General features: G+C 69.6%; 12 protein-coding genes and 1 pseudogene. 12 read left to right on the top strand and 1 reads right to left on the bottom strand.

Annotation, left to right across the window (positions count from 1 at the left end):
- Positions 1–142: 142 nt before the first annotated feature.
- The 5 genes and pseudogenes from dop to prcA all read left to right on the top strand — a co-directional run bounded on the left by dop (position 143) and on the right by prcA (position 4,007).
- The gene (gene dop, locus OG223_RS12150; protein ID WP_174447560.1) at positions 143–1,654 is read left to right on the top strand and encodes a depupylase/deamidase Dop; all 1,512 of its coding nucleotides are present in this window, start codon (positions 143–145) and stop codon (positions 1,652–1,654) included.
- Between the two features lie 155 nt (positions 1,655–1,809).
- Complete coding sequence (locus OG223_RS12145) at positions 1,810–2,028, top strand: ubiquitin-like protein Pup (RefSeq protein ID WP_033283731.1); 219 nt, start codon at positions 1,810–1,812, stop codon at positions 2,026–2,028.
- A 173-nt stretch (positions 2,029–2,201) separates the two neighbouring features.
- Positions 2,202–2,393, top strand: a pseudogene (locus tag OG223_RS12140) (endonuclease VII domain-containing protein); the annotation flags it as partial.
- Positions 2,345–3,190, top strand: a complete 846-nt coding sequence (prcB, locus tag OG223_RS12135; protein ID WP_329246412.1) for a proteasome subunit beta — start codon at positions 2,345–2,347, stop codon at positions 3,188–3,190. The pseudogene OG223_RS12140 and the gene prcB, both read left to right, overlap by 49 nt.
- A 70-nt stretch (positions 3,191–3,260) precedes the next feature.
- Positions 3,261–4,007, top strand: a complete 747-nt coding sequence (gene prcA, locus OG223_RS12130; RefSeq protein ID WP_329246410.1) for a proteasome subunit alpha — start codon at positions 3,261–3,263, stop codon at positions 4,005–4,007.
- A gap of 79 nt (positions 4,008–4,086) precedes the next feature.
- On the opposite strand, the gene OG223_RS12125 is transcribed toward prcA, so the two are convergent.
- Positions 4,087–5,103: a LacI family DNA-binding transcriptional regulator gene (locus OG223_RS12125; RefSeq protein WP_329246407.1), complete on the bottom strand. Its 1,017-nt coding sequence runs from the start codon at positions 5,101–5,103 to the stop codon at positions 4,087–4,089.
- A 136-nt stretch (positions 5,104–5,239) separates the two neighbouring features.
- Between OG223_RS12125 and OG223_RS12120 the strand changes: the two genes are divergently transcribed.
- From OG223_RS12120 to OG223_RS12090, 7 genes are all read left to right on the top strand, one after another.
- A complete protein-coding gene (locus tag OG223_RS12120) occupies positions 5,240–6,493 on the top strand; it encodes an MFS transporter (RefSeq protein WP_329246405.1) in 1,254 nt (417 codons plus the stop codon).
- Between the two features lie 9 nt (positions 6,494–6,502).
- Positions 6,503–7,864, top strand: coding sequence for a Pup--protein ligase (gene pafA / locus OG223_RS12115; protein ID WP_033283736.1), 1,362 nt, complete (start codon positions 6,503–6,505; stop codon positions 7,862–7,864).
- A 141-nt stretch (positions 7,865–8,005) separates the two neighbouring features.
- Positions 8,006–9,019: an FKBP-type peptidyl-prolyl cis-trans isomerase gene (locus OG223_RS12110; RefSeq protein ID WP_329246402.1), complete on the top strand. Its 1,014-nt coding sequence runs from the start codon at positions 8,006–8,008 to the stop codon at positions 9,017–9,019.
- Between the two features lie 96 nt (positions 9,020–9,115).
- Positions 9,116–9,487, top strand: coding sequence for an FKBP-type peptidyl-prolyl cis-trans isomerase (locus tag OG223_RS12105; RefSeq protein ID WP_329246399.1), 372 nt, complete (start codon positions 9,116–9,118; stop codon positions 9,485–9,487).
- A gap of 130 nt (positions 9,488–9,617) precedes the next feature.
- The gene (locus OG223_RS12100; RefSeq protein ID WP_201049780.1) at positions 9,618–10,571 is read left to right on the top strand and encodes a helix-turn-helix transcriptional regulator; all 954 of its coding nucleotides are present in this window, start codon (positions 9,618–9,620) and stop codon (positions 10,569–10,571) included.
- 19 nt (positions 10,572–10,590) lie between these two features.
- Complete coding sequence (locus OG223_RS12095) at positions 10,591–11,616, top strand: helix-turn-helix transcriptional regulator (RefSeq protein WP_329246391.1); 1,026 nt, start codon at positions 10,591–10,593, stop codon at positions 11,614–11,616.
- Positions 11,613–11,933 carry a hypothetical protein gene (locus OG223_RS12090; RefSeq protein WP_443073708.1) on the top strand — a complete coding sequence of 107 codons (321 nt, stop codon included), beginning with the start codon at positions 11,613–11,615 and terminating at the stop codon, positions 11,931–11,933. The genes OG223_RS12095 and OG223_RS12090 overlap by 4 nt, the downstream gene beginning before the upstream one ends.
- Position 11,934 lies beyond the last annotated feature (1 nt).

Genomic DNA, 11,934 nt, shown 5'->3' with positions numbered 1-11,934 from the left:
CCCCACCAGCGCAAAGCCGTTCTAGGCTCTTCGGTACCGCCGAGTCGCGCAGTGCGGGGACGGGCACCGCACACGCACCGGAGCGCCAGCGGTACTTGAGCGGTGCCCCCGACCGAGGGCGCCGCCGGGCAAGGAGGGCCGCATGACCGTACGGCGAGTAATGGGCATCGAGACGGAGTACGGGATCTCCGTCCCCGGCCACCCCAACGCCAATGCCATGCTCACCTCGTCCCAGATCGTCAACGCCTACGCGGCGGCGATGCACCGGGCCCGGCGGGCCCGCTGGGACTTCGAGGAGGAGAATCCGCTGCGGGACGCGCGAGGCTTCGACCTCGCCCGGGAGGCCGCCGACTCCAGCCAGCTCACCGACGAGGACATCGGCCTCGCCAATGTCATCCTCACCAACGGCGCACGGCTCTACGTCGACCACGCACACCCGGAGTACAGCTCCCCGGAAGTAACCAACCCCATGGACGCCGTCCTGTGGGACAAGGCCGGCGAGCGCATCATGGCGGAGGCCGCCGAGCGCGCGGCCCAACTCCCGGGCGCCCAGCCGATCCACCTCTACAAGAACAACACCGACAACAAGGGCGCCTCGTACGGCACGCACGAGAACTACCTGATGAAGCGGGAGACCCCCTTCTCGGACATCGTGCGCCACCTGACGCCCTTCTTCGTCTCCCGGCAGGTCGTCACCGGAGCGGGCCGCGTCGGCATCGGCCAGGACGGGCACGAGCACGGCTTCCAGCTCAGCCAGCGCGCCGACTACTTCGAGGTCGAGGTCGGTCTGGAGACCACCCTCAAGCGCCCGATCATCAACACCCGCGACGAACCGCACGCGGACGCCGAGAAGTACCGCAGGCTGCACGTGATCATCGGCGACGCGAACCTCTCCGAGATCTCGACCTACCTCAAACTCGGCACGACCGCGCTGGTCCTCTCCATGATCGAGGACGGCTTCATCGCTGTCGACCTGGCCGTGGACCAGCCGGTCCGCACCCTCCACCAGGTCTCCCACGACCCCACCCTCAAGCGCCTGGTCACCCTCCGCAGCGGCCGGACCCTCACCGCGGTCCAGCTTCAGATGGAGTACTTCGAGCTGTCCCGCAAATACGTCGAGGAGCGCTACGGCTCCGACGCGGACGACCAGACCAAGGACGTCCTGGCCCGCTGGGAGGACACGCTCAACCGTCTGGAGAACGACCCGATGAGCCTGGCCGGCGAACTGGACTGGGTCGCCAAGCGGGAGCTCATGGAGGGCTACCGGCGCCGTGACGGCCTCGACTGGGACGCGGCCCGGCTGCAGTTGGTCGACCTCCAGTACGCGGACGTACGGGCCGAGAAGGGCCTCTACAACCGCCTGGTGGCCCGCGGCCGCATCAAGCGCCTGTTGGACGAGGACACGGTCGAGCGGGCGCGTACGACGCCTCCGGAGGACACGCGCGCGTACTTCCGCGGACGCTGCCTGGAGCAGTACGCCGACGACGTCGCGGCGGCCTCCTGGGACTCCGTGATCTTCGACCTCCCGGGCCGGGACTCGCTCCAGCGGGTCCCAACCCTGGAACCGCTTCGCGGAACGCGTAATCACGTCAAGGAGCTCCTTGACCGCTGTCGTACGGCGGAAGACCTGGTCAGGGTCCTGTCGGGCGGCTGACAGGACCCTCGGGTTCCGGGCGCCGGACAGGGTGGAATGTCCGGTGGCCGGGAATCATCGAGGTGGCCGCCGTACGTTGTAGGAACTGCGGGGCCGATGTCGGACCCTGCTTGTAGGGTCTGATCAAGAACGTCGAACCGAGCGGGGTGAGGGTTATGGCGACCAAGGACACCGGCGGCGGACAGCAGAAGGCGACGCGCTCCACGGAGGAGGTCGAGGAGCAGGTCGAGGAAGCTCAGGCGACCGACGACCTCAAGGAGCGCCACGAGAAGCTGAGCGACGATGTCGACTCGGTTCTGGACGAGATCGACGACGTCCTCGAGGAGAACGCCGAGGACTTCGTGCGCTCCTTCGTCCAGAAGGGCGGCCAGTAGGCCGCTCCACCCTTCGCTTCGAAGGTGAACGGAGTGGCGTGGTGGCGGGCGAGTCGAAGCTGAAGTGCTGCGTGCGGTGCGGCGAGTCCAAGCCGCGCGCAGTCTTCGTATTCGAGCGCACGAATCGCGTGCGATTTCGGGAGCGCCGGCCCTGTTCGGAGCGGCCCGGGAATGCCTCCGCCATTCATGTGGATCACTGCCACGAGACGGGTAGGGTCCGTGGCGTACTGTGCTTCAACTGCAATTCGGCCATCGGCAAGTTGGGAGATGATCCCGACGCTGTTCGTCGGGCTGCCGCCTACTTGGAAGGATCCTCGTGGAAGCCAACACTCGTAGCACCGGGCGTCTGCCATCTGCCTTCCTGACGCCCGGGTCGTCGTCCTTCATGGACTTCCTCGCAGACCACCAGCCGGCGATGCTCCCGGGCAACCGGCAACTGCCGCCCACCCAGGGCGTCATCGAGGCCCCGCACGGCACGACGATCGTCGCCGTCACGTTCCCCGGTGGCGTGGTGCTCGCCGGTGACCGCCGGGCCACCATGGGCAATGTCATCGCGCAGCGGGACATCGAGAAGGTGTTCCCCGCGGACGAGTACTCGGCCGTCGGCATCGCCGGCACCGCCGGACTCGCCGTCGAGATGGTCAAGCTCTTCCAGTTGGAGCTGGAGCACTTCGAGAAGGTCGAAGGCGCCCAACTCTCCCTGGAGGGCAAGGCGAACCGACTGTCCACGATGATCCGTTCCAACCTCGGCATGGCCATGCAGGGCCTCGCCGTGGTCCCGCTCTTCGCCGGTTTCGACGTGGACCGCGGCATCGGCCGCATCTTCTCCTACGACGTGACGGGCGGCCGTTCCCAGGAGCTCGGCTACGCGGCCACCGGTTCCGGTTCGGTGTTCGCGCGGGGCGCCATGAAGAAGCTCTTCCACGACCAGTTGACCGAGGCCGAGGCCACGACCCTGGTGGTCCAGGCGCTCTACGACGCGGCCGACGACGACTCGGCGACCGGTGGTCCCGATGTCGCCCGCCGGATCTACCCGATCGTCACCGTGATCACCGAGGACGGCTTCCGCCGGCTCACCGACGACGAGTCCTCCGAGATCGCCCGCTCGATCCTGGAGCGGCGACTGCAGCAGCCCGACGGCCCGCGCGCCGCGCTGCTCTGACCGAGGGTCCGTTCTCATCCAAGGTGATCCACCGACTTCGACGGAACTTTAAAGAGAGGGACGGATACCGGTGTCGACGCCGTTCTATGTCTCACCCCAGCAGGCGATGGCCGACCGGGCGGAGTACGCCCGCAAGGGCATCGCCCGTGGCCGCAGCCTGGTCGTGCTGCAGTTCGCCGACGGCATTGTCTTCGTCGGCGAGAACCCGTCCCGTGCGCTGCACAAGTTCAGCGAGATCTACGACCGGATCGGGTTCGCGGCCGCCGGAAAATACAACGAGTACGAGAACCTGCGGATCGGCGGCGTCAGGTACGCCGACATGCGCGGTTACACCTACGACCGTGCGGATGTGACCGCCCGCGGTCTCGCCAACGTCTACGCCCAGACGCTCGGCACGATCTTCTCCAGCGCGGCCGAGAAGCCGTACGAGGTGGAGCTGGTCGTCGCGGAGGTCGGCGATACGCCGGACGGCGATCAGATCTATCGGCTGCCGCACGACGGTTCGATCGTGGACGAGCACGGCTCGGTCGCGGTCGGGGGCAACGCCGAGACGATCAGCAGCTATCTGGACCAGCGTCACCGTGACGGCATGACCCTCGCCGAGGCGCTCAAGCTGGCCGTGCAGTCCCTGTCCCGTGACACGAACGGCAGCGAGCGGGAGATCCCCGCAGAGCGCCTGGAGGTCGCGGTCCTGGACCGTACGCGCCCGCAGGCCCGCAAGTTCAAGCGCATCGTCGGCCGTCAGCTCTCCCGCCTCCTGGAGGGCGGGAGAGCTGACACCTCCTCGGAGGAGTCCGACGCCGACGACGAGGAGTGAGCCGAGCTCACCCAGCCTCTCGCGCGCCCCGGCCGGTCATCGGCCGGGGCGCGCGGCGTAGCGGGGGGCCGGTGTGGCCTCAGGGGGCGCCTGGTGGTGCCGTAGAGCCTCGGACGACCAGTTCCACGGGGATGTCGCCCTCTTCCGGTACGCGGCCGTCCAGGACGGCCAGGAGGGCGCGCATGCCGTGTTCTCCGAAGAGCTCCGCGTCGAGGCGGACGGTGGTCAGTTCCGGGTCGAGGGCGGTGGCGAGGGCGAGGTCGTCGAGGCCGGTGATCGACAGGTCGTCCGGGATGCGCAGGCCCAGGCGGCGGGCGGCCTTGTAGGCGCCGGCGGCGAGTTTGTCGTCGTCGCAGACCAGGGCGGTCACGCGCGACCCCGGTTCCGAGAGGGCGGCCTCGGCGGCGGCCAGGGCGCCCTCGATGGAGATGGGGGCGCGGGTCGTACGGACCGTCGTGCCCTCGAACGCGCCGACGCGTGCGGCCAGTTCACGCGCGCGTACCTCGAAGGTCCAGGACGGTACGTCGGCGGCCAGGTGCAGGAAGTGGCGGTGGCCCAGGGTCAGCAGGTGCTCGGCGACCTGGCGGATGCCGTCGGCGATGTCGAGGTTGACGGTGGCCGCGCCGAGGCTGCCCTCGGGGTCGCTGTCGAGCATCACCAGGGGGAGCTGGTCGCCGCGGATCGCGGTGAGGGCGTCGGCGGCCATGGAGGAGGCGATCACGCCGTCCAGGGCGGCCTGGGCGGAGGCGAAGGGGTCCCGGGCGGGGCCGATGCCTTCGGGGGAGGGGTAGAGGACGACGCCGAAGCCGTGTTCGGCGGCGACGCGGGCGGCGCCCGTGTAGACGCCGGCGAAGAACTCCGTCGTCAGCACCGGGACCACGAGCAGGACGGTACGGGTGCGGCCCAGGCGGAGGTTGCGGGCGGCGAGGTTGGGGCGGTATCCCAGGTCGCGGGCGGCCTCGCGGACGCGCTCGGCGGTCGTGGCCGAGACCCGGCCGCGCCACTTGTCGCCGAGCACCAGGGAGACCGCGGCCTGGGAGACGCCGGCGGCCTGCGCGACGTCGCGGCTCGTGGGGCGGGTGCTGGCTGGTGCCACCGTCGGCCTGCTCCTTGGTGAGGACTCCGCGGGGGACTCCGTATGGACTCGTGGACAGCGCACATGGTACGTATGACAGCGGACGTTATACGTAAAACCTCATGCGCGACGGTGAGGGGGAGGGCGGGAGACGGCCGTGGGATATCTGGAGATCCTCAGGGCGAGGCACGCCACCCGCCTGCTGGTGGGCACGCTGGTGGGACGGTTGCCGAACGCCACCGCCGCGATCGCGATCGTGCTGTTCATCCGCGCGGAGGGCGGCACCTACAGCCTCGCGGGGGCACTGGCGGCCGTGTACGGCATCGCCAACGCGGTCGGGCAGCCCCTCCTCGGGCGCCTGGTGGACGTCCACGGGCAGCCGCGGGTGCAGTTGCCCGCCGCGGTCCTGTCGGCGCTCTCGATGGCCGTGTTCGCCCTCCGGGGCACCGATCCGCTGCCCCTCGCCTACGTCGCCGTAGCCGCCGCAGGCCTTTTCGCGCCGCCCCTGGAGGGCGGTCTGCGGGCGCTGTGGCCGGCCGTGCTGCGCCGGGAGGAGCAGGTGCACACGGCGTACGCGATGGACGCGGTGGCGCAGGAAGTCATGTTCACCGTGGGGCCGTTGCTCGTGACGGTGTTCGTGTCCCTGTGGTCCGCCCCCGTGGCGCTGCTCGTGCTGAACGTCATCGGGGTGCTGGGCGCCCTCTCCGTAGTGGTGTCGCCCCCCTCGCGCGCGTGGCGGTCGGCTCCGCGTGCGGCGCACTGGCTGGGCGCGCTGCGCTCGCCGGGGCTGCTGGCGCTGCTCGGCGCGTTCCTGTTCGTCGGGATGGCGCTCGGGTCGATCACCGTCGCGTCGGTGCCGTACGCGGACGGGCACGGCGGTGACGTGGTGTACGGGTGGCTGATGGCGGCCATCGGTCTCGGCGCGCTGCTGGGCGGCACCGTCTACGGGGCGCGGCAGTGGAGCGGGGTGCCGGAGCGGCGACTGCGGGTCCTGGTGGGGCTGCTGGCGGTGTGTTACCTGCCGCTGACGCTCATGCCGGGCGCGGTCGCCATGGTGCTGCTCACCGTGCTTGCCGGGGTGTTCCTCGCGCCCGCTCTCGCCTGCGCCTTCATCATCGTCGACCGGCACGCGCCCAAGGGGACGGTCACCGAGGCTTTCTCGTGGCTTGTGACGACGTTCACCGTCGGGGCGTCGGTCGGAACGGGCGTCGCGGGCCCGGTCGTACAGGCCGGTGGGGCCCTGTGGGGGTTCGCCGTGCCGGGGGTCGCGGGGGCCGTGTCGCTGCTGGTCCTGCTCCTCACCGGACGGGTCCTCGCAGCTCCCGCCGGGGGTGCGGTGGTTGCGGCTTCATCGGAAAATGATCCAAACCGTGCTGCCGAACCCCGTTTCAGCACAGGCGATCGGGCGTAATGTTCAGTCATGGACCGCCGCATTTTCGGGCTGGAGAACGAGTACGGCGTCACGTGTACGTTCAGGGGACAGCGGCGTCTGTCTCCCGACGAAGTGGCTCGGTACCTCTTCCGCCGTGTCGTGTCATGGGGCCGCAGCAGCAATGTCTTTCTGCGAAACGGCGCCCGGCTCTATCTCGACGTGGGCTCACATCCGGAATACGCGACCCCCGAATGTGACAACGTGACCGAACTGGTCACCCACGACAAAGCCGGCGAGCGCATTCTCGAAGGACTCCTGGTGGACGCCGAACGACGCCTGCACGAGGAGGGAATCGCGGGCGACGTCTACCTCTTCAAGAACAACACCGACTCGGCGGGCAACTCGTACGGCTGCCACGAGAACTACCTGGTGGCACGGCACGGCGAGTTCTCCCGGCTCGCGGACATCCTCATCCCCTTCCTGGTCACGCGTCAGCTTCTGTGCGGCGCGGGCAAGGTACTGCAGACTCCGCGCGGCGCCGTGTACTGCGTCAGCCAGCGCGCCGAGCACATCTGGGAGGGCGTCTCCTCGGCGACGACGCGTTCCCGTCCCATCATCAACACCCGGGACGAACCGCACGCGGACGCCGAGCGCTACCGCCGTCTCCACGTCATCGTGGGCGACTCGAACATGTCCGAGACGACCATGCTGCTCAAGGTCGGCGCCACCGACCTGGTGCTGCGCATGATCGAGGCGGGCACGGTGATGCGCGACCTGACCCTGGAGAACCCGATCCGGGCGATCCGCGAGGTCAGCCACGACATCACGGGCCGGCGCAAGGTGCGCCTGGCCAGCGGCCGCGAGGCCTCCGCGATCGAGGTGCAGCGCGAGTACTACGAGAAGGCCGTGGACTTCGTCGAGCGCCGCGGCATCCGCACGGGCACCGTCGAGCAGGTCCTCGAACTGTGGGGCCGCACGCTCGACGCGATCGAGGCCGAGGACCTCGACCGGATCGGCACCGAGATCGACTGGGTCATGAAGTACCAACTGATCGAGCGGTACCGGGCCAAGCACAACATGACGATGTCCCACCCGCGGGTCGCCCAGATCGACCTCGCCTACCACGACATCCACCGTCGCCGAGGGCTCTACTACCTCCTCGAGAGGAAGGGCCAAGCCGCCCGGATCTGCAACGACTTGAAGATCTTCGAGGGCAAGTCCGTTCCGCCGCAGACCACTCGGGCCCGGCTGCGCGGCGACTTCATCCGCAGGGCTCAGGAACAGCGCCGGGACTTCACCGTCGACTGGGTCCATCTCAAGCTCAACGACCAGGCGCAGCGCACCGTGTTGTGCAAGGACCCGTTCCGTTCCGTGGACGACCGGGTGGAGAAACTGATCGCCGGAATGTAGGCAAAAGCGTCCGGATACCGACGTCCGGATACATATTCGGTACGCCACACGGGCCCCGTACGTTTCACGTACGGGGCCCGTGCCACGCCGTAGAGTTGCGCGCACGCCATCAACAAGATCGACCGATACGAGGCCTTCACCGTGCGCCGACGCTCCCTTCTCATCGCTGTTCCCGCAGGACTCGTGACGGTCGCGGGGTGCGGTGACAGCGATTCCTCCTCAAGCAAGGCCAGCGCGTCGCCGTCGCCGTCCGCCTCGGCCTCGGCCTCGACCGCTCCGCCGCCGAAGCTGGTGGACGGTCCGGTGCCGGCGATCACCGCGGGCACGAAGTTCGACGAGAAGCCGACCGTCGCCAAGGGCACCGGCGATCCGTCGAAGGACCTCGCGGTGAAGACGGTGATCGCGGGCGGCGGCAAGGCCGTCGCGGAGGGCGACTTCGTCCAGGTCAACTACCTGGGCCAGATCTGGTCGACGGCCAAGGTGTTCGACAACTCCTACGACCGCAAGACCCCGTTGGTCATCCAGCTCGCCCAGGGCAGCATCATCGACGGCTGGCGCTACGGCCTGGCGGGCCGGAAGGTCGGCAGCCGCGTCGAGATGGCCATCCCGCCGACCTGGGGGTACGGCACGACGGGCAACAGCCAGGCGGGCATCAAGGGCACCGACACGCTCGTCTTCGTGATCGACGTCCAGGACGCCTTCAACATCAAGAGCTCCGCCAAGGGCAAGGCCGTCGCACAGTCCGACTCCGCGCTGCCCAAGGTCGGCACGAACACCGACGGCAAGGCCCCCTCGGTCACCGTCCCGAAGGCGGACCCGCCGAAGAAGCTGGTGGCGAACTACGTCCTGGAGGGCGACGGAGCCGTCGTCAAGGCGTCCCATACGATCCTGTGCCAGTTCAAGGGCGTGGTCTGGAGCACCGGCAAGGAGTTCGAATCGACGTACTCCCAGGGCCGGTTGAGCCAGTTCGCGATCTCGCAGATGGAGTCGGTCGTCAAGGGCCTGGCGCAGGGCGTCACCGGCAAGAAGGTCGGCAGCCGCGTCATGATCGTCGCGCCCGCGGACCTGGCCTACGGCGACACCCCGCCGAGCGGCGGTGTCATCAAGAAGGGCGACACCCTGGTGTTCTCGGTGGACATCCTGGCGGCGATGTAGTCCACCCGCAGGTGAACGGCCTGGTCTGCGCGGGACGTCGGCCGGGATGCGAGACTGTTCCCGTTGCCTTGTCGTACACAAGCAGGAGCTAGAGACGTGAGCATCGAGAAGCCCGAGATCGACTTCCCTGAGGGCGCACCCCCGGCCGACCTGGAGATCAAGGACCTGTGGGAGGGGGACGGCGAGATCGCGCAGGCGGGCCAGAACGTCACCGTCCACTACGTGGGCGTGGCCTTCAGCACCGGCGAGGAGTTCGACGCGAGCTGGAACCGCGGCGAGCCGTTCCGCTTCCCGCTCGGTGGCGGCCGTGTCATCAAGGGCTGGGACAAGGGCGTGCAGGGCATGAAGGTCGGTGGCCGTCGCCAGTTGACCATCCCGGCGCACCTCGCCTACGGCAACCAGAGCCCGACCCCGGCGATCAAGCCGGGCGAGACCCTGATCTTCGTGGTCGACCTCGTCGCCGTCTGATCACCGGTTCCGACCGGACCCGATCAGCGAGGGCCCATGCCTGCTCGGGCATGGGCCCTCGGCTTTTGCCAGGCCACCGCAGGGCGGTACGGTCATCGTTCGTAAGCACATAGGAAGGCGAAGGGCGTCGATGGCCATTGCCAAGGCCGAGCGGCTGATGAACCTCGCGCTGTGTCTGCTCGGGACGCGGCGGCCGCTCAGCAAGCGTGAGCTGCGGGAATCCATCGAGGCCTATCTGGAAGCGGGCTCGGACGACTCCTTCAACCGGATGTTCGAGCGCGACAAGGACGATCTGCGCGAACTCGGGCTCGTCATCGAGACGGTGGAGAACCTGGACGGCGAGGTCGGCTATCTCGCCCGCCGCGACAGCAACCGCCTCCCTCCGATCACCCTCGACGCCGAGGAGGCCGCGGCCCTCGGTCTCGCCGCCAAGGTGTGGCAGCAGGCCCGGCTCGCCGGCGCGGCCAGCGGCGCGCTGCAGAAGCTGCGCGCGGCCGGGATGCCCGAGGACCTCGACCCGTACGAGCCGCACGGCGCCCTGGAGCCGCGGATCCCGGTGCACGAGGCGTCGTTCGAGCCGCTGATGCTGGCCTGCCGCGACCGCCGGCCCGTCGTGTTCGAGTACCGCAAGGCCACCGCCGCCCGCCCCGAGACCCGCAGCGTCGAGCCATGGGCCCTGGAGTGCTGGCGCGGCCACTGGTACCTCGCCGGCTGGGACCGGGACCGCGGGGCCGAGCGGGTCTTCCGGCTCTCCCGGATCACCGGCAAGGTGCGCTCGCGCAACGGGCGGTTCACCGCGGACATCCCCGACGTCGTCACCGTGCGCGAGACCGTCGCGAGCTGGGCGGGGGAGACCGCCGACCGCTCCGCGCTGATCCGGCTGCGCACGGGCTCCGGGTACCCCCTGCGGGCGAAAGCCGCGGCGGTTCGGGAACTCGGGGACGGCTGGGACGAGTTGGAGATTCCGTACGGCCACGGGCTGGACGCCTGGCTGGTGGAGTTCGGGCCCGATGTCGTCGTCCTGGAGCCCGCCGAGCTGCGGGCCGACGTGGTGGACCGGCTGCGCGCCGTGGCCAAGGGCTGAGGGGGAGCGGAAGAGAACTGTGGCAGGCAAACCGGTCAGGCCCGTCAACGCCATCGACCAGACCCGGCGGATGCTCTCCCTGGTGACCTATCTGAAGGAGCGCCCCGGGGCACGTATCGAGGACGTGGCCCGTGCCTTCGGGATCACCGAGGACGAGCTGGTCTCCGACCTCGACGTACTGCCCATGTGCGGGACCAGCTTCCGGGGTGGTGACCTGCTCGACATCGACACCGACGGCGACCGCATCTGGTGGCACAACCCGGACGATGTCGCCGAGCCGCTCCGCCTCGCCGCCGACGAGGCGACCGCGCTCCTGGTGGCCGCCCGTGCCGTGTCGACCCTGCCGGGCCTGCGCGAGAGCGACCGGCAGGCGCTGCTGCGGGCCAACGCCAAGCTGGAGGCGGCGGCCGGTGAGGCGGCCGGGGCCAGCGCACGCCTTTCGGTGACCTTCGAGTCCGAGGGCGGGGTCTTCGCGGACGTCGACCGCGCGATCTCGGAGCGCCGCCGCCTGTGGATCCGCTACTACTCGCCCGCCCGCGACGAGTTGAGCGAGCGCGAGATCGACCCCATCCGGCTGGTCAGCGTCGGGCACACGTACGTGGAGGCCTGGTGCCGGCGCTCCGAGGCGCGCCGCACCTTCCGCCTCGACCGGGTCGCCGAGATCAAGATCCTCGACGAGCCGTCCGCACCCCCGGAGATCGAGCTGCGGGACCTGTCGGAGGCGCTGGTGCAGCCCGCCGCCGAGGACCCGGAGGTCGTGGTCGAGGTCGGTCCGGGCGGGCGCTGGGTCGCCGAGTACTACCCGCACGACAGTGCCGATGAGCTTCCCGACGGCGGGCTGCGTATTACCTTGCGCACCCCCGACCCGACGTCCCTGAGACGCCTGGCCCTGCGGCTCGGGCGCGACGGCCGGATCGTCTCCCCGAGCGACCTCGCAGACAGCGCCCGCCGGGCCGCCCGCGAGGCCTTGGCGGCGTACGACGGCCCGCAGGGTGTTGTTGACGCAGTGCACGGTGTTGACGAGAGGCAGGAGCAGGGGCTGTGAGCGAGTCGACGACGACAGGTGTTCCGGGTGCCCAGGGTGTCTCGGCCGGCCCGGAGATGACGGTGGCCGCCGCGTTCGCCGGGATGAAGAGCGTGGTGCCCGTGATGTTCAGAGCGGGCTGCCCGGACTGCCGGTCCAACTTCGAACTCGCGGCGAGCGCCCTGCGCCTCGCCATCGGCGCCACCAGCCGCACCACCTTCTACTCCTTCACCTGCCCCGACTGCGGCGCCGCGGTCCGCAAGCCCGCGGGCGAGCGGATCGTCGAGCTGCTCACCGGCGGCGGCGTCAGGACCCTGCGGCTGACCTCCGTCGGGTAGC

It is taken from the genome of Streptomyces sp. NBC_01478, from assembly GCF_036227225.1.
In the GTDB taxonomy this organism is placed as follows: Bacteria; Actinomycetota; Actinomycetes; order Streptomycetales; family Streptomycetaceae; genus Streptomyces.
Note: the sequence above shows the minus strand (reverse complement) of the source record. Positions and strands in the feature narration are given on the sequence as shown.

Bases quoted from the DNA above. Each gene is read 5' to 3' on its own strand.
- dop (WP_174447560.1), top strand. From the start codon at position 143: ATGACCGTACGGCGAGTAATGGGCATCGAGACGGAGTACGGGATCTCC.
- OG223_RS12145 (WP_033283731.1), top strand. From the start codon at position 1,810: ATGGCGACCAAGGACACCGGCGGCGGACAGCAGAAGGCGACGCGCTCC.
- pafA (WP_033283736.1), top strand. From the start codon at position 6,503: ATGGACCGCCGCATTTTCGGGCTGGAGAACGAGTACGGCGTCACGTGT.
- OG223_RS12100 (WP_201049780.1), top strand. From the start codon at position 9,618: ATGGCCATTGCCAAGGCCGAGCGGCTGATGAACCTCGCGCTGTGTCTG.